This window comes from Clostridioides sp. ES-S-0123-01 (genome assembly GCF_020658415.1).
In the GTDB taxonomy this organism is placed as follows: Bacteria; Bacillota; Clostridia; order Peptostreptococcales; family Peptostreptococcaceae; genus Clostridioides.
The window spans coordinates 286457-305118 of the sequence record NZ_JACVWD010000002.1; the positions used below are offsets into that span (position 1 = coordinate 286457).

At 28.4% G+C, this 18662-nt stretch carries 15 protein-coding genes; 1 reads left to right on the top strand and 14 read right to left on the bottom strand.

Annotated features, from left to right (window positions below):
* Positions 1-9: 9 nt before the first annotated feature.
* The 14 genes from IC175_RS04820 to IC175_RS04885 form a co-directional block, all read right to left on the bottom strand.
* Positions 10-573 (bottom strand): V-type ATP synthase subunit E, encoded by a 564-nt coding sequence (locus tag IC175_RS04820; protein WP_227433964.1) that lies wholly within the window; start codon positions 571-573, stop codon positions 10-12.
* A gap of 51 nt (positions 574-624) precedes the next feature.
* Complete coding sequence (locus tag IC175_RS04825) at positions 625-1116, bottom strand: V-type ATP synthase subunit K (protein ID WP_021385913.1); 492 nt, start codon at positions 1114-1116, stop codon at positions 625-627.
* A gap of 2 nt (positions 1117-1118) precedes the next feature.
* A complete protein-coding gene (locus IC175_RS04830; RefSeq protein WP_227830890.1) occupies positions 1119-3044 on the bottom strand; it encodes a V-type ATP synthase subunit I in 1926 nt (641 codons plus the stop codon).
* Between the two features lies 1 nt (position 3045).
* Positions 3046-3357 (bottom strand): hypothetical protein, encoded by a 312-nt coding sequence (locus tag IC175_RS04835; protein WP_227433997.1) that lies wholly within the window; start codon positions 3355-3357, stop codon positions 3046-3048.
* Between the two features lie 639 nt (positions 3358-3996).
* Positions 3997-4272: a Nif11-like leader peptide family natural product precursor gene (locus tag IC175_RS04840; RefSeq protein WP_227482030.1), complete on the bottom strand. Its 276-nt coding sequence runs from the start codon at positions 4270-4272 to the stop codon at positions 3997-3999.
* An 84-nt stretch (positions 4273-4356) separates the two neighbouring features.
* Complete coding sequence (locus tag IC175_RS04845; protein WP_227433961.1) at positions 4357-5766, bottom strand: L,D-transpeptidase family protein; 1410 nt, start codon at positions 5764-5766, stop codon at positions 4357-4359.
* A gap of 377 nt (positions 5767-6143) precedes the next feature.
* Positions 6144-6806 carry a B3/4 domain-containing protein gene (locus tag IC175_RS04850; protein WP_227433960.1) on the bottom strand — a complete coding sequence of 221 codons (663 nt, stop codon included), beginning with the start codon at positions 6804-6806 and terminating at the stop codon, positions 6144-6146.
* Positions 6807-7049: 243 nt separating this feature from the next.
* Positions 7050-9269 (bottom strand): EAL domain-containing protein, encoded by a 2220-nt coding sequence (locus IC175_RS04855; protein WP_227433959.1) that lies wholly within the window; start codon positions 9267-9269, stop codon positions 7050-7052.
* A 271-nt stretch (positions 9270-9540) separates the two neighbouring features.
* Entirely contained in the window at positions 9541-12144 is a 2604-nt protein-coding gene (adhE, locus tag IC175_RS04860; RefSeq protein ID WP_227824608.1) for a bifunctional acetaldehyde-CoA/alcohol dehydrogenase, read from the bottom strand.
* 595 nt (positions 12145-12739) lie between these two features.
* Positions 12740-13330 (bottom strand): dipicolinate synthase subunit B, encoded by a 591-nt coding sequence (locus IC175_RS04865; RefSeq protein ID WP_227433958.1) that lies wholly within the window; start codon positions 13328-13330, stop codon positions 12740-12742.
* A gap of 2 nt (positions 13331-13332) precedes the next feature.
* Positions 13333-14208: a dipicolinate synthase subunit DpsA gene (dpsA, locus tag IC175_RS04870; protein WP_227482028.1), complete on the bottom strand. Its 876-nt coding sequence runs from the start codon at positions 14206-14208 to the stop codon at positions 13333-13335.
* A 69-nt stretch (positions 14209-14277) separates the two neighbouring features.
* Complete coding sequence (locus IC175_RS04875) at positions 14278-15669, bottom strand: AMP-binding protein (RefSeq protein WP_227482027.1); 1392 nt, start codon at positions 15667-15669, stop codon at positions 14278-14280.
* A 3-nt stretch (positions 15670-15672) separates the two neighbouring features.
* Complete coding sequence (locus tag IC175_RS04880) at positions 15673-16809, bottom strand: thiolase family protein (RefSeq protein ID WP_227482026.1); 1137 nt, start codon at positions 16807-16809, stop codon at positions 15673-15675.
* Between the two features lie 19 nt (positions 16810-16828).
* Positions 16829-17374: a biotin transporter BioY gene (locus IC175_RS04885; protein ID WP_227851188.1), complete on the bottom strand. Its 546-nt coding sequence runs from the start codon at positions 17372-17374 to the stop codon at positions 16829-16831.
* 294 nt (positions 17375-17668) lie between these two features.
* Here IC175_RS04885 and IC175_RS04890 point away from each other — a divergent pair, with 294 nt between their 5' ends.
* Positions 17669-18448, top strand: coding sequence for a hypothetical protein (locus IC175_RS04890; protein WP_227824358.1), 780 nt, complete (start codon positions 17669-17671; stop codon positions 18446-18448).
* The last annotated feature ends 214 nt before the right edge of the window (positions 18449-18662 follow it).

The following is an 18662-nucleotide window of genomic DNA, read 5'->3' on the forward strand; positions in this document are numbered from 1 at the left end:
CCCCCCTCCTTAATTAAACAAAATTTCTGCTGCAATTTGCTCAATATCTTCATGCTCTACTGCAATTATAGCTTCAAACGAATAATTATACTCAATGTCACCTTTTTTAACTATGAAACCTCCAGTAATATCTCTAGTTTCATCAGATACTTTAATGCCTTTTTTAGATAATACATCTTTTAATGTTTTTCTATCTTTTTTAGATAATACTATCTCAGATCCATCTGTACAATTCGCTTTTTCAATCATATTTAATATAATTTGTTCATATTCACTATCTTTAAGATTTAGAAGTTTATTTTTAGCTTCTAAAATTACTGCTTCTAAAATCTGTTGTTTCTTTGATAATATTTGTTTCTTAGCCTCCATATAAGCTCCTGATATTTCCTTAGAAGCTGCTTTCTCTGCTTCTGCCTCTGCAAGCTTTGTATAGGAAGCCATTTCCTTTTCAGCTTTTTCATTAGCTGAACTTATCTTTAAATCTGCTTCACTTTTAGCTTTATCCAATATTTCTTGTGCCTCTTGTTTGGCATCAGCTATAATTCTGTCAATCATTTTTTGTTCATTACCCATAGGAGTGCTTCCTCCTTTTCATTTTTTTTACTTATGAATTATATTCTATAATTAACCAACTGCAATTCCATTGTAAGCTAAGAAAGAAACAAGTAGTCCTAAAAGAGCATATGTTTCAACTATCGCTGCAAATGTTATAGCTTTACCAAGTTCTTCAGGTCTTTTAGCAACTATTCCAACCCCTGCTGCTGCTGCCTTACCTTGTGCAATACCTGATACTAAGCCAACTAGACCAATTGGAAGTCCTGCCATAAGAAGTTGTAAACCTTGAGCTGATGTTGGTATCGCATCTCCACCAATAATTCCTGCTTTTGATAAAATAAGGAAAGCTATGATAAATCCATATAGACCTTGTGTACCAGGAAGAAGTTGCAAAACTAGAAGTTGACCGAATTTACTAGGGTCTTCTGTTACAACACCTGCTGCGGCTTGACCTGCTATTGAAGTACCTTTAGCAGAACCCATACCTGCAAATAACGCTGCTATAGCAGCTCCTGATATTGCCAAAAATTGACCATTTCCTAACGCGTTTAAAAATTCCATATTTACATCTCCTTTTTATTAATGCTTGTATATTTTGTTTTATACTTAAACGGAACAAAAGGAACTCCTCCGCCTTCATAAAACTTATTGAAAAATTCTACATACTGTAACCTACTTGTATGAACATATGCACCTAGTGCATTTATAAGAAGGTTTATTGTGTGTCCTACAACACCAATTACAACTGCAAATATTGGACCAGCTATAGCCCCTAAAAGATTGATAACCTGCCCTATAACTCCTGTTGTTAGACAAAGAGCCATAATTCTTGTATAAGATAATATATCAGCAAAATAACTTGTTATACCATAAAGACTTGAAAATCCTTTAAAAAGCTTAACAGGAACACCTTTAAAGCTTCTTCCTTGAGTAAGGATAAGACCTATAGCACCTATAATTGCTAAATATTTTCCTACTTCAGAAAATACGCCAATATCTCCTGCAACAAAAGGTATTATAAGTAGACATACCCCTGTTATACATAAATACCAAAACCCTATATCAAAAATTGCATCTATTACCTTTCCATCTCTTATTAATGTATATGCTTTAATTCCCAAACCTACATATATATGGATAATACCGAACAGTAATGACATCCCCATAAGTACCATAACATCCTCTAAAGGATTAATTAAAGCTTTTATAGGAACTAAATCCCCCAAAATACCCCCGAATATAAGACCCCATATAGTAGTTGAAACTCCACAAATACCAATAAGTTTAATTAAATTTCCTTCACCCTTTTTCATTTTTGATTTGTATACAATAAATCCACAAGCTAGGGCAATTATTATCCCATATGCAGCATCACTTAGCATCATTCCAAAGAATACAACATAGAAAAAAGTCATAATCGTATTTGGGTCAATATCTTTTGTGCTTGGACAACTGTACATGTTTGTTACACTTTCAAAAGGTGTTACAAGTTTATTGTTTTCAAGTAGAATCGGGAAACCTTCTTCTTTGTTTCCTTCCTCTGTTTGAACACAACAATCAAACTTTTCTGTGATTTCACTAATTAGGTCGCTTGCACTTTTACTTGGTAACCAACCATTAAGACAGAATGTTGTTTTTGTTTTTACAAGTCTCTCTATAATCTTTTTCTGGTCTCTTTCTATAGTGTAAAAGTCATATAGATTTTCAAGCATGTGTATATTATTTCCATGATTTTTGATTTCTTCTGTCTTATCTTTAGAAACGTTTTCCTGTCTAATTATCATTTCATTGTATTTCTTGATAGCTTGTGATGGTGTACCTTCCTCACTTGGTAATGTAACTATTGTAAAATTAAATTCTTTAAGAACTTCTGTAGCATTATCAAAAGTTTCTTTTAAAGTAATTAAATAAACATAGTTCATTAACTTGTCAGAATCAATAATTCCAAGAACACTTTCTGGCACTTCATCCTCTAGTCTAACTCTTAAAGCATCAATATTTGCATTTGTGGGTATAGTTCCTAGAATAGTTTTTGTATACTTAGTTTCCATCTTTTCAAAAGGAACATCAAAGTTTACCCATGGCTCTAACATACTTTTATTATTATTTAATAAATTTATGTTACTCCTTATTGTACCTATCTCTTTATTTAGATTATTTAACTCCAAAACTTCAGCATAAATTTCATCTTCTTTTTCACTGTCAATTTTGTTAAATTCTCTTTTTGGTGCAAACATAGCTTTCTTTTGTTTCACTAGTGAAGAAACAATGTCAATCGCTTGATTCACATGTGCCATCTTCTGTTCTAGCATTATAACCTCTGACTCCTCACCATCTTTTGTAAGATGATTTTTTAACTCATCCATTTCAGTAAGAAAGGCACTATCATCAATCTGAACAAATCCACGGTTCATAAGTAGCTTTAAAATTTGGCTTTTTTGAGCTTCTAAGCCAACAATAGATATCTTGTTCATATTAACTATTGCCATATTATCTCACTACCTTTCCAATAACCGCTTCGATTGCCTTACTTCGTCTTTCTGTCGCAGTTTTTTCAATTTTCAGACATTCACTTTTAGCATCTGCCAAGATTTTATCAACCTCTGCTTTACTGTCGGTGACTGCCTTCTCAACAAGAGTTTCTTCCATAAGCTTTGCTTGCTTTTTTACATCAGTCAAGATGCTTTCACATTCGTTTACAGCATCAGCTCTGATAGACTCTGCATCAGTAACAGCTTTTACTTTAATACTGTCTGCTGTCTGCTCTGCCTCAACAATGCTTTTTATTATTTCAAAAGCCATCCAAATCACCTCTCTTACCTTTTTACTATGTATATAACTAATTAGAGTTTTTTATTCTAATTAGATTACTACCTCATTGTTAAAGTATAAACAGCATTTTTATATAATAATTAATTTTTTTCAACATTTATTTTTTAATAAAACATATTTTAGAGTAGTACTTGCTTAGACTTACATTCTTTTTTGACTTACTTTTAGACTATGACATGAGTATGATTTTTAAATATCATTATTTTCAATAATTATAATTTAAAGCAATATGGTTTGTCAATAGCGTTATTTTGTTTTGAAATTAACGGTTTATCGACATTTTCAATTTTTATTTCAATTTTTTTTTACATATAACTTTATTTATTCCATATAAATTATTTTTATCTTTTTTTTCAACACATAGAATGATAAAACTTATTGTTTTTTTTGAATTTTTAGAAATATCTTATATTTTTTCATCTAACTTTTATAAATCATCAGCTCATATCGATTTTTGTCAGCTTATTTTAGTTTAATTTTTTCTAAATTTATTAGATATAAGTTAATCCTTTTTTAAGATTGATAAAATTTACACTTATTTTTAAATACTTTAGTCCCTCAATCATTATCTTAACTTTAAATAAGTAATACCACTAATTAGTTTATATATTATATATTCGCCAACATGATGAAAAAATCCTCGAACCAATCACTCCAATCTTCAATAGGATATGCAGCTCCTCCATTTACGCTTTTTAAAAGATTGGATGTATATTCTTCTCCTATAGAAAAAAGTTCACCTATCGTTATATCATATCCTCTAGATGTAACTACTTTACAAAATGAATCCATAACATCACGTTGTTTTCTTGTTTCCATAATCTCTTTCTTAAACTCTGAATCGTTCTTTGCTTCATCTAAAATTTTAATTAATTTTTCATTCATTATATACATTCCTTTCTATATAAAAAAGAAGCCATCTAAAAAAACTAAGATGACTTCACTTAATCGTTATAAACAATATTTTTACTAGTATAAAATAATTGGTGTACCTGGTTCTATATTTTCATAGATTTTCTTTGCCTTAGAAAAAGGTGTGTTTACACATCCATGTGAACCTGAAGATCTATATATACCTCCACCAAAAGAACCTCTCCAAGTAGCATCATGAATTCCTATATTTCCATTAAATGGAAGCCAATAACTTACAGGTGAACTATAGCCTTGACCAGTTAAAGAAACATTTCTAGCTTTATAGTTAAGAGGATATATCCCTGATGGGGTAGCAAATCCTCTACCTAAATCGCCTGTTACAACATCTGTTGATACAAGCATTTCTCCATTCTTAAAGAACCACATGTGTTGGTCAGAAAGACTAATCTCAACATATGTATTACCAATATCATCTTTATTACGAGATACAGCTTTTTGTATGTAGATAGGTTCTCTTGTAACATTTTTTCCAGCTTTTACAACATCAACTAAAGCTTCTGCTTCTTTCTTTTTATCTATCAACCATCCATAAATTCCACCTGAAATAGTAATCTCTTTGCCAGTTGCAGTTTTAAATGGTCTTGAATCTCCAAAAGTACTATATTTTTTGCTTAATCCTCTTGTATACTCTACCATCACATCATTATCGAAAGTTATGTCATAATTTTTTTCTGAGTCTACCTTTAACCACTTATTAATCTCAGAACCATCTAAAGTTTCCTTACGGTCACTAAAATCATATGTAACAACTACACTGACATATTTATCTAATGTCTTAATAGCCTCTTTTAACTTTTCTGAATCCTTTGTATTGTTTGGAACTTCATATAATTTACTCTCCTCTAAAGAAACAGAAGTAACACCAGAATTAATTGATTTTTTTACTAATTTATAAAAATCATCTTTTTTTACTTTGTTTCCAAGTACTTCTGGTACTATAACATAAGCATTTTTACTGCTATCATACTTAGGGTATGCACTCTTAGGCTCTACAACATTTTTACTATCAAAACAAGATAAAGCATTAAACCCTTTTTCTAGTAAATCTTTATCATATGAAAGAGTTACCATATTATTATACTCTTTAGATTTAAATATTCCACCAATCCATCCAAACGCACTTTGGCTATCTTTTATTTTTTGAACCTTATCATCTGGTGTAAACTTTAAATCTATATCTTTTGCTTTTATTTGTTCTTTTTTATTGTTTCTTTCCTCTAGACTTAAAGTATAAGAATTAGTACTTGATGTTAATAAATCATTTACTTGTTCAACTGTCTTTCCTGAAGCTTTCACACCATTAATAGTTGTACCAAAGTAAAAATGATTTCTAAAAAAGATTGCCATCCCTATATAAGCTACAATCAAAACACCTACTACTATAGCTATCTTAACTTTTAGATTTTTTTGCCCACTTTCTTGTTTTGCCTCTTTTCCTTCAATCATAACTAAATCCTTTCTTCATTATAATTACCTATGTACTTTACTAGTTTTAAAAAACCTTATTTCTTCTATATACCCAAACTATTATATTATTAATTTATATTTTTAAAGATAGAGTTATTTACATGATATCAATTTATATTTCAGATAAAATGATTATTGTCAATTCCCCCTTTCAAAATCCCTTAAATATAACCTCTGCTATAATAATATATTACCATACTTTTAAGCATCAGTGTGGCTATCTGTCTATTTTTGTTACATTAAACTACTATTTCCAAAAAAAGAAACTAATATCTTGTTAGTTTCCTTTTTTGATTCATTCTTATATATTAGTCTCCAACTTAACATAACGTTGTTATATACATTTTATATAATTATTATTTAATTATTTTAGTTTCTATATCCTTTCCATCTGCATACTCTTTAAGTAAATCCTTAGCGTATCCAAAGTACTCTTCAATATCTGATTCCGAACTAAATGAAAATATACAAATTAGTATTTCAATTGCATCTGTTGTTATCATAGCTCTCTCGGAATCACTAGTTGGGCTTCCAAATTTACCTAATGAATCAGATAATATAGGTAGATTTTCTATATTTATCAACTCTTTTCCAATACCTTTATACTGCTCGCCTTCATCACCTACAGTAAAACATATTGGTGGATGTAGTTTACTTACATTATATGTACCAACTGGATATAATGATTTTATAGATATTAGATTATTTATTTCAACTATATTATTTATTGTATATAGACCCTTACCTTGAACAATTCTTCTAACTAATGCTTCTGAAGACGTTCTATATCTACTTGGATTTTTACCAAGTTCTTTATATGCATCTCTTGCATCTTTAATCTTATCCAATTTCGTAATATCTTCAATTTCTAGCTTTTGATTCAAAATATCACAAAACTCATTTATCCCATTTATTAACTTTTCTGAGCTTTTATTTACTACTACTTTTGCTTGGATACATCCTAATTTTGCATCAGGCCATTTGTCCTTAAGTTTTTTATCAATGCTTATATCTATCATACTCAAACAACTCCTATCATTAAATTTTTATTTAAGTTTTTTATCATCTATACATTATAGTACTATTCTTTTGTTAATAACATATTTATATCCAAAATAATTTATTTTTAACAGATTTTTATAAAAGATAATTACTTTCCTCATATCTGAATCTTACAAAATAAAAACACTAATTATCTAGCAAGCATTTATTAAATCCAAGCATATATAATAGTGTTTTATATGAAAAAATAAATTTTATTTTTAAAGTAATTTCATAAAATTTTGAACTGGCATTGGTCTTGCAAAATAAAACCCCTGAACTAAATCACATCCAAATTGCTTCATTAACTCAGCCTGTTTCTTACTCTCAACGCCTTCTATAATTACAATTAAATCTAATGATTTTGCTAGAGATACTATAGACTTTGCTATATTACGACTTTTCTCATCATTTTCAATACCATTAAGAAAAGACTTATCTAATTTTAATACATCAATTGGCATGTCCCTTAGACAACTAATAGAAGAATAACCTGTTCCAAAATCATCCATAGAAATTGAAAATCCATGCTTCCTTAATTCATTTAAAACACTTTTTAGTATATTTAATTCATTAATAACTACAGTTTCTGTTATCTCTAATTCAATTAAATTTGAATGTATGTTATATGTTTGGATAGTACTATTGATAAATTTTACAATATCTGGTTGATATAACTCAACTCTAGATAGGTTTACTGAAACTGGTACTAATTTTTTCCCTTGTTTTTCCCATTTAGATAAATCGCTACAAACTCTTTCAAATACAAATCTACCTATTTTTAAAATCAATTGACTTTTTTCTGCTATTGGAATAAATATAGCTGGACTTATAAACCCATGTTCAGGATGATTCCATCTTATCAGTGCTTCACTTCCTATCATCTCACCATTTACAAGTGAAAACTTAGGTTGATAATAAACTTCAAATTGATTCTTTACTAATGCTGTCTTTATATCATCTAAAATTATAGATTCCTCACTAAGCTTATTTCTAACATCTTCATTATAAATAGCATAGTTTATATTTTTACCTTTGGCAACAGACCTTGCCATATTAGCTTTATTTACAGCCTTTTGAGCATCTACTTCTCCTTCTTCTACGAAGTAAATACCCACACAAAGAGAAATTTCAAATACTGTATTTAGATTATTTTCAATATTACTTCGTATACTATCAATTTTTTTTATAATTTTATTTCTTCCATTTTTATATTCACAAAAAATAGCAAAATAGTCACTTGAAAGCCGTGCATATATTTCACCTTCTGTTAGTTCCTCTTTTAAAGCACTTGCTATAGTAATTAATAGATTATCACCAAATTCATATCCAAAAGTATCATTAATCATTTTAAAATTATCAATATCAAAATATACTATAATATAATTTAAAGATGGTTTATTTAAAAGATACTTACTACATTCTCTATAAAATTTATTTTGATTTCCTATATGTGTAACTCTATCTTCATATGCTAAACTTAATATTTCTTTTTCATTAGATTTTTTTATGTACATTATATAGAAAATAATTGCAATAAACACAAATATAATCAATAATACTGCATATACAGCTCTCTTAATAATTTGCTCAGAATTACGGAATATAACATTTTCTGGAATTGAAAAAATCAAGTTCCAATCCTTTATATAATTATCTTTTTTCTTTCCATTATCCATAGTAGCATATCCTAGGTATCGTCTTTCTCCTGACATATTTAAGATTGCAGCACCTGTTTTATTTTCTTCTAATTGTTTTTTTAATTGATTTACATCTTTAATATCATTATCCTGCTTTAACAATTCATAAATATTTCTTGATAATCTATCTTGTTGAGGATGAAGTATAACTGTCCCATTATTTTTTACAACATAAGATATACTATTATTTTCATAAAAAGATACATTTATAAGTTTCATTAGAGTATTGACATCATAAGTACAATACAAAACTCCAACTACTTTATCATTATTTAATATTGGTACTGAGATAGTAATCTTTTTTACAGACTTATTTACTTCATCAATATATGGGCTTGAAACATACTTTTTACCATTAATTGAATTTTTGAAGAATTCTCTATCCTTAACAGAAAACTTATTACCCTTAGTATTTTCTGCATTCCCATTTATATCAACAATTGCCATAGTATAAAATTTTTGGTTTTCCATTTCATCTAAAAGCTTTTTTATTTTTTCTTCATTAGACATGTTAGGATTTGAAGTATAATAACTTGAAAAAATATTTAAAATATCTAAATCTTTTTCAATTTGTCTTTGTGCTAACTGAGAACCTTGTATCGCAACTTCTTTTATATGTACTTCTGCCTCTGATATAAGAAGTTTTCTTGTATCTTCTATATATAGATATCCTAATATCAGAAATAATGATGCCATTAAAAGAATTATAATTAATGTAACACTTTTATTTCTTTTAGTCATCTTACCCCTCCCTTAATTAGTCAACACTTTATATCCCTATTTATATCTTTATTAATACAAATTTATTACTTATCTTACATACAAATATACCCAAATATTACATATAGATTCATTCTAATTATTATAATAACATTATTTAATTGAATTTTGAATTAAAGTTTCAAAACTATTTATGTTTTTTTAAATGAAAAATCCCATATACAATGATATTATATATCTAATGTATACAGGATTTTAGTTTATTTATTTTATAGTAAGTTTTATAGTAAATTTATTTTCCATAATATGAATTTAAATACATTTCTTTTATTTCATTCATAAGAGGATATCTTGGATTCGCACCTGTACATTGGTCATCAAAGGCTTGAATCACCATTTCATCTAGTGAATCTATAAATTTAGATTCCTCAACACCAAATTCTTTTATAGTTTTAGGAATACCAACTTTACTCTTTAAATCTTCAATAGCTATCAATAAACTTTGGAATTTTTCTTCATCAGAATTTCCTTTTAATCCCAAGAATGAAGCTATTTCAGCGTATCTCTTTAATGCCTCTGGATACTTATATTGAGAGAAAGCTCCCATTTTCTTTGGTGCATTAGAAGAATTAAATTTCATAACACCTGTTATTAAAAGAGCATTTGCAACACCATGTGGTACATGATGGAAAGCACCTAACTTGTGAGCCATAGAGTGACAAACACCTAAAAATGCATTTGCAAAAGCCATTCCTGCCATTGTAGAAGCATTTGCCATTTTTTCTCTTGCTTCTGAGTCTTTTGCTCCATTATCGTATGCACGTGGAAGATATTCAAATATGCTCTTAATAGCTTGTAAAGCTAGACCATTTGTATAGTCAGTTGCAAGCATAGATACATATGCTTCTAATGCATGAGTCAAAGCATCAATACCAGAAGCAGAAGTTAATCCTTTTGGCATATTCATCATCATATCCGCATCAACTATAGCCATATTTGGCATCAACTCATAATCAGCTAATGGATATTTAACACCTGTATCTTGGTCAGTTATAACTGCAAATGGAGTTACTTCTGAACCAGTCCCTGCTGATGTTGGTATAGCTACAAAACTAGCTTTTTCACCCATTTTAGGGAACGCATACACTCTTTTTCTTATATCCATAAATCTCATTGCTAGGTCTTGGAAATCTACTTCTGGATGCTCATATAATGTCCACATTATCTTACCTGCATCCATTGCACTTCCTCCACCTATAGATATTATTACATCTGGATTAAACTCTCTCATAGCTTTAGCACCTATCTTAGCACATTCTAAAGTTGGGTCTGGTTCAACTTCAAAGAAAGTAGTATGCTTGATGTTCATTTCATCTAATAGGTCAGTAACTGTCTTAGTATATCCATTATTGTAAAGGAATGTATCTGTTACAATAAAAGCTCTCTTTTTATTCATTACATCTTTAAGTTCTTTTAACGCCACTCCTAAACAACCTTTTTTAAAATAAACTTTTTCTGGTGCTCTAAACCAAAGCATATTTTCTCTCCTCTCAGCTACTGTCTTAATATTAAGTAAGTGCTTAACTCCTACATTTTCAGATACTGAATTTCCTCCCCAAGAACCACATCCTAAAGTAAGAGAAGGAGCTAGTTTAAAATTATATAAATCACCTATACCACCTTGAGAAGAAGGAGTATTAATTAAAATTCTACAAGTTTTCATAGCTTTAGTAAATTTATCAAGCTTTTCTCTCTGATTTACATCATCAATATATAATGAAGATGTATGACCAAACCCTCCATCTTCTACCAATTTTTCTGCTTTACTAACTGCATCATCAAAGTTGTTTGCTTTATACATTGCAAGTACTGGTGAAAGTTTTTCATGAGCAAAAGCTTCTTCTATTTCAACTGATTCAACCTCACCGATTAAAACTTTAGCATCAACTGGAACTTCAAAACCTGCTAATGTTGCTATTGTGCAAGCTGTTTGACCAACGATTTTAGAGTTTAATCCCCCATTTACTAAAATTACATTTCTTAATTTTTCTGTTTCTTCTTTATTTAATAAGTAAGCACCACGCTCTTTAAATTCTTTTTTAACTTCATTATATATATTTTCCAATACTATAACTGATTGTTCAGAAGCACATATCATACCATTATCGAATGTCTTAGATACAAGAATTGAATTTACAGCAGTTTTTATATCTGCGCTGTCATCAATTATTGCTGGTGTATTACCTGCACCGACTCCAATAGCTGGTTTTCCAGATGAATATGCTGATTTAACCATTCCAGGGCCTCCTGTAGCAAGAGTTAAGTCAACTTCCTTCATAACAGTCGTAGTTAATTCCAAAGATGGCTCATCAATCCATCCGATTATACCTTCAGGAGCTCCAGCCAGAACAGCAGCTTCAAGAACTACCTTTGCTGCCTCTATAGTAGAATTTTTTGCTCTTGGATGTGGAGAAAATATTATTCCATTTCTAGTTTTTAGAGCTAAAAGTGATTTAAATATAGCAGTAGAAGTTGGATTAGTTGTAGGTATAACTGCTGCAACAACTCCTATTGGCTCAGCTATTTTAGTCATACCAAAGGCTTCATCTCTCTCTATAACACCACAAGTTTTAGTTTCTTTATATGCATTGTATATATATTCTGATGCATAGTGATTCTTTATAACTTTATCCTCAGCAATTCCCATACCAGTTTCTTTTTGTGCCATTATAGCTAGAGGAACTCTTTGCTTATTAGCTGCTAAAGATGCTGCTAAAAAAATCTTATCTACTTGCTCTTGAGTGTATGTAGCAAAGATTCTTTGAGCTTCTCTAATTTTTGCTAATTTTTTAACTAAATTTTCAACATTATTTACAACGCATGCATTATCTGCCATAGCTTCTTCTCCCCTTTTATTTTCTATTATAATCTGTTCTTTATTAGCCATTTCAATGCCCTCCTAGAATAGTATAATCTTCTTTTTCTGTTAATTTATTAACAGTATAGCATGTTATCTTCGCATTTTCAAGTTATTTTTTTAACATTTTATTTTTTGTTTAGTATTATATTATTTATATTAATAATAATATGCTTTACAAATATCTAGATTAACTATATATTACTTTATTTTTTATATAAATTGTGAATAAATTCATCTCAATACTTAAGGATAACGTTATTATTTTAACACTTATATTTTCATTTTTTTAATGAAAAAATTAAAAGATTTTTTTCAAGTATAGTATTGTATAAAAGTTATAAAAAAAAAATACATTAAAAAGAAAATAAAGACTTAAAGAGTAAATTAAATACTCTGAGATATACAAACAGTTATAATATGTATTATAATTAGAGATATATACACCGATAATTTTTATATACTGTGAAATAAAATATATTTAATATGTTACAAGTTAAAGTCCAGCAAATAAGATTGCTGGACTTTGTTAATATTACTAAATATACATGTATATCATATTACAATCATTAATCTATTGATGTGGACTTTTTATAACAGGTTGTAACTGTTTATTATCAAGAGCAAGCTCTATTGTTGGAATTATTAACTCTGTATGTGCAATCATAGAATTAGGCTTTGCATTACAATTATCTTGACCAAAAGGTACAAAATATATGTTTTTAGAGTTAAGAAGAGTTCCAATGTTTTTGAAATTAAAACTTAGAGCATCATTAGTTGATATTGATACTACAAGTGGTTTATCATTGCGAAGATGACCTTTTGCTGCCATCAATACTGGAGAGTCTGTAATACCATTTGCTAACTTAGCAGCAGTATTTCCAGTACAAGGGGCTATTATTATAATATCAGCAATTCCTTTAGGTCCAAATGGTTCTGCTTCTTCAATTGTAACAATAGGTTTATTTCCTGTCAGTTCATATGCTTTTTTCATAAATTCCTCAGAATTTCCAAATCTACAATCTATATTTTGTGATACATCTGAAAATATAGTGTGTACATTTGCTCCTGCTTTTACCAAATTCTCTAACTCTATAAATATTTTATCATAAGTACAAAACGAACCAGTAAATCCTACTCCAATTGTAAGTCCTTCAAGTCTCATCTCTAATCCCTTCTTTCATTTATAATATTTTCTATAGCGTTAACAAGAATTTCACCAGATGTCTTTGGTGAGTATTTACCAGGAAGCCCAAGACAAAGATTTGCATTAATACCTAAATTTTGTGTAACAGAATAATCTAATCCACCAGGAGAAGAAGCTATATCTATAATAGTTACTTCTCTTGATACTTTTTCTAATTTTTCTTTTGTTAAAATACATTCTGGTATGGTATTAAAAATATAATCAAACTTTAAAAGATTTTCATCAAGTTGATTTAAAGAAATACTAGAATACCCAAATGCATTAGCCGTACTCCTTGCATCATTATTTCTTGCTCCAACACATACATTTGCATCTAAAGCATATAATTTTTTAGCAAGTATTTGTGCACACCTTCCAAAGCCTAGTACTAGACAGTTACTTTGGTGCATATTGATTAGACTTCTTTTAATCGCTTCTGCTATAGCTCCTTCAGCTGTAGCAACTGCATTTAAAATAGCAACATCATTCATCTTCATAAAATCATAAACCTGAATAGAGTGTTGCTCACAAAATTTGTAAACTTTAGTTGGTATGTTTCCTCCAAATAGTATTTGATTAGGAGATAAGTTAATTAACAAGTTATCAATAGTAGCATCGAGACAACCATCAGTATTTTCAATACTAAATTGATTTTTTGTAAATGGAATTGGACATAAAATAATGGAACTTTTGGATAGTGCTTCAGCTAGTGAAGTTGCTTTTCCAGCGATTCCATTTATAATTTCATTTGCTATTCCATATATAACTACAGAATATCCTTTATTAATTAGTTTTTTTACCATGTACACTTGTCGCAGGTCTCCGCCTATAACAGTTATATCGTATTGATTTGACATATTGTAAGCCTCCTTTACTATATACAATATGTTTTTATCAATATATTGGTTCACTAAAATTATTAAATATTATACTTCTAACATTTCTAATAGTGCCAATCTATCTATCTTTTCAGAAGATGTATATGGTAATGAATCTAAAAAAATAATTTTTCTTGGAATTTCATTTCTAATTAAATAATTTCTAATCATAATCAATAAATCCTTTTTTGTAATCTTACCTATGGTTGTTACAAATAATGCAATTTGACTTCCCCTTATAGTATCTAAATAAGGTAATGCAACTGCATCTTCAACTTGAGGAATTCTTTTTACTATATTTTCAAGTTTGATAGAACTGACTTTAAATCCACCAATGTTTACAACATCATCACTTCTTCCTTCAAATATCAAATATCCATCATCATCAAAATATCCAATGTCATTGACAGAATAAGGCTCTGATGCATTATATACTGCATATTTGGTATTTACAAAAATTATTCCATCCTTAATATATACATCTATTTTTGGAAATGGTTTACCTACACTTAGTGGTTTCTCAATCAATTCATCATAACACAAATATGTAATGTAGTTTAATTCACTTGCTCCATAATATAAAATGATTTCAGAATCTGGCATATATTTTTTTATTTTTATTGCTGTATCCTCAAACAACAATTGAGAACCTGTAAAAACACTTCTAACTTTAACTATTATCTCACTTAAATATTTAACCAGTAACTGAAGCTTTGTAGGTATAAGATATATATTAGTTATATTATATTGTTTTATTACATTTATCCATGTTTTACAATTTAAACCTGAATTTATTACAACACTACCACCTTCATATAGTACTGACATTATAGAATTTAGATTTCCTGTAAAACTAAGTGTTCCATTGATAAATAAAATAGAGTCCTCAGAAATATGGAAAATTTCATTTTGTATAGGAAAAAATCCAGCCCAGCTTTCATATGTTCTATATAATACTTTTGGTACATTTGTAGAGCCTGAAGATAAAGCTCCCATACAAATCTCTTTATCTAAATAGTTTAAAATATTATTATATTGATATACATTTATACTATAATGTTCTGTAGAAGAATTAGCTACCTTTAATATTCTATTGCAACTACCATTAGATAAATCATTTATATCTATATTCTCATCGGATATAACAATTGAAATATTATTCTTTATTAAAATATCACTTAATACTATTTTAGAAAGATTATAATGACAAATGATAGGAACATTATTTGAATAGTTAACACCTAAAAAACTTACTAATTGGAACTTTATATTTTTAGAATAAATTAAAACAGGAATATTTTCACCTATAGAAATCTGTCTCCCAATCTCCTCACTATCTCTTAATATATTGTCATAAGTATACTTTTCTCCATCTATAATCAAAAAATCTTTATCTTTATAGTTGTTTCTTTTTACTTTTAAAAGTTCATAGTAATTCATAATCTACACCCTTTCAATCAATAAAGCAGAACCCAATCCTCCAGCAGCTGCTATAGAGCAAATTCCATACTTCCCATTAGTCTTTTCAAGTGCTTTTAAAAGATGTAACGCAATAATTGCACCAGAAGCACCATATGGATGACCATATGCTAAAGCCCCTCCAAATATATTATATCTATCAATTAATTCTGGATATTTTCTTTGAAATAAAACATCTATAACTGCAAATGCTTCATTAAATTCAATAGCAGATATGTCCATATAGTTAAGCTTTTCTATATCCAAAAGCCTCTCCATAGCTTTTATAGCAGATGTTGGACTTAATTGTGGCTCTGTTCCTATTGTACAAGAATTGATAACTTTAGCCTTTGGATTCTTTTTTGTATTCTCTAAATATTTTTTAGAACACAGAATAAGAAATGAAGCCCCATCATTAATAAGACATGCATTTGCTGCATTTGTAATACTTCCCTTTCCTAAAATTGAAGGTATCCTATCTAATAATCTTTGGCTCATTTTATCACGTATACCTTCATCATATGTATTGCTATCTATAGGAAATATAATATCTTCAAGAAATTTTTCTTCTCTTGTGTTTTTTGCTCTTCTATGACTTTCTTTCACCCAATAATCTAATTCTGCTTTCTCAATTTTATATAGCTTTGCCACTCTTTCTGCACCTTCAAGCATACTATTCTCACTATTATTATCTGGAGAAAATTGAGCAACTGCATAGCTTGGATTATTAATATTATACCTCCTATCATTTTTATGATATGTACGCATTGGTTGTAGAGAACTACTCTCAAAACCTCCTGCAATAATTAAATCGCATTGCCCAGATTTAATCTTTGAAAATGCTATATCTAAGCTCATCATAGCAGAAGCACATTGCATATCTACAGTAAAAGCAGGAACTTCACTTTCTATTCCCGCTGTTAAAGTCATTAATCTTGTGATATTTCCTCCTGTACCAACTGCATTTCCACATATAATCTCATCAATCTTATCAATCTCATACTTTTCAATTAGGTGTTTTAAAACCTTTGCTCCTAGTAATTCTGGTTGAACACATTGAAAAATTCCATTTTTTAGACCAATATGACTTCTTAATCCTCCTAGTATAAAAACATCTTCCATACATTATATCCTCTCTTCATCATAGAGTTCTTTTTAGTACGTTATTTAATTTAACACCTAAAAAAGATGCAATAATTGCTTTTATTGTATCTCCAATTAAAAATGGTACAACAGCTGCAAAAAGTGCTGCTTCTACCGTCATTTGATTAAAGTAACACATAAATACTGTTCCCATAAAATATATAATAGGCATACCAACAAAAATTGTTATTGGTATATATCTCTTAATATCATTATTTTTACCTTTTAATAAGCTAATAATTAGTGCTGCAAATAAAAATCCAAAATAAAAACCACCTGTTGGACTTAGTAATTTACCAATTCCAGATGCTCCTCCTCCAAATACAGGTATTCCAATTAAACCTATCATTATGTATACACCAACTGTACTAAATGCTTGTCTTGGTGTTAATATTAAAGCTATTAGATTTATCATTATTGTTTGTGCTGTTACTCCTGCTGGTGTAAATGGTAATGGTATATATATGTATGATGATATACATAATAATGCTACACATATTGACATTTTAGTTAAATCTTGAATATTTACTCTATTATTTTTCATTTTCATAATTCCCTTCATATGTCTTATTCAATTTAGTTTATATGTACATATACAAATCTTCTATTAAAGCTTTGTTTTAGTATAAAAGAAAGCTGTTTTTTTGTCAACCTAAAATATTGTATAGGTTTACATTCAACTTATAAGTAAACTTGCTTCTAATCCTTTATGTTTTAATGGTTATTTATAAAATTTTACTTATAAACAAATCTATTTGCCCTATACTTGTAAATTATAATATGATATATTTTATATGAGATTTTATTTCATATAATAAATTAACAAGGAAGTGACAATATGAAAACTAATGAAAATCAATTAAACAACATAGATAAAGAACTAGATGAACTTAGTAAAAAAGTTTATCTAGAATCCCCAGATTTTTGGATAAGTATTTCTGATAAGATAGTAGATAAAGTTTTTGATGAAATGTTATTATTTTTTGCAGTAAAATATGATTATTACAATATACTATCTTTTGCAATTGAAAACAATTATATAGATTTAAATATGCCATCAAAAAATAAAGACTATCCAGATATAATGAGTCATTTTTTATACACAGCAAAACAAAATAAAGATAAAAAGATTTACAATTACCTTTTAAACTTAAATAAAAAATATACCATAGGTGAAAACTCCTCTTTAGATGATTCAAATCGCAATACTGAAAAGGACACTTTTGAAAAAAAAGATGTATATATTCCAAAATATATGTGTCCAAATTGTAATACAAATATTTTTGATACAGGCTATAGAGTGTCAAATGATATAACATATAAATTTTCTTTTCAAGATGCTGAACCGATTGAAGTATCTAATGAGATTTCTTCTATTAAATGTTGTAATTGTGATAAATTAATAGAGAATGTAACTACTGACAAATTGTATAGTATTTGTAAAATTCAAAACTGTGATAATTGTGGCTCTAGCTTAACTAAAGTAGGAATTATTGCAAAGAAAAAAATGGAGTTTAATGAGAATACTGAAGAATTTGGGTATGTTTCAACGTCTTATTGTTGTAGCAATTGTGGTTCTGAAATAGATTCTTCTCAACGAGAATATTTTAAGCTTTAATATTTTATATTTTAAAAATAATTTCAAATAAGAATACTATGTTATTAAATATTATTATAGAAATTTTTGTGGACATATTTGGAGATATAATTTAAATGCTTTTTGCATAGACACTTTAATAGTAATTAAAATTGCTATGAAATTAGATATTATTAAACTAATTTCATAGCAATTTTTAGTAATATAATTTTTATTAATTTTGGACAAATTTTAT

Coding starts and splice junctions, on each gene's coding strand:
- IC175_RS04890 (WP_227824358.1), top strand. CDS start 17,669: ATGAAAACTAATGAAAATCAATTAAACAACATAGATAAAGAACTAGAT.
- IC175_RS04840 (WP_227482030.1), bottom strand. CDS start 4,272: ATGAATGAAAAATTAATTAAAATTTTAGATGAAGCAAAGAACGATTCA.
- IC175_RS04820 (WP_227433964.1), bottom strand. CDS start 573: ATGGGTAATGAACAAAAAATGATTGACAGAATTATAGCTGATGCCAAA.
- IC175_RS04825 (WP_021385913.1), bottom strand. CDS start 1,116: ATGGAATTTTTAAACGCGTTAGGAAATGGTCAATTTTTGGCAATATCA.
- IC175_RS04850 (WP_227433960.1), bottom strand. CDS start 6,806: ATGATAGATATAAGCATTGATAAAAAACTTAAGGACAAATGGCCTGAT.
- IC175_RS04885 (WP_227851188.1), bottom strand. CDS start 17,374: ATGAAAAATAATAGAGTAAATATTCAAGATTTAACTAAAATGTCAATA.
- IC175_RS04880 (WP_227482026.1), bottom strand. CDS start 16,809: ATGGAAGATGTTTTTATACTAGGAGGATTAAGAAGTCATATTGGTCTA.
- IC175_RS04855 (WP_227433959.1), bottom strand. CDS start 9,269: ATGACTAAAAGAAATAAAAGTGTTACATTAATTATAATTCTTTTAATG.
- adhE (WP_227824608.1), bottom strand. CDS start 12,144: ATGGCAGATAATGCATGCGTTGTAAATAATGTTGAAAATTTAGTTAAA.
- IC175_RS04865 (WP_227433958.1), bottom strand. CDS start 13,330: ATGAGACTTGAAGGACTTACAATTGGAGTAGGATTTACTGGTTCGTTT.
- IC175_RS04830 (WP_227830890.1), bottom strand. CDS start 3,044: ATGGCAATAGTTAATATGAACAAGATATCTATTGTTGGCTTAGAAGCT.
- IC175_RS04875 (WP_227482027.1), bottom strand. CDS start 15,669: ATGAATTACTATGAACTTTTAAAAGTAAAAAGAAACAACTATAAAGAT.
- dpsA (WP_227482028.1), bottom strand. CDS start 14,208: ATGTCAAATCAATACGATATAACTGTTATAGGCGGAGACCTGCGACAA.
- IC175_RS04835 (WP_227433997.1), bottom strand. CDS start 3,357: ATGGCTTTTGAAATAATAAAAAGCATTGTTGAGGCAGAGCAGACAGCA.
- IC175_RS04845 (WP_227433961.1), bottom strand. CDS start 5,766: ATGATTGAAGGAAAAGAGGCAAAACAAGAAAGTGGGCAAAAAAATCTA.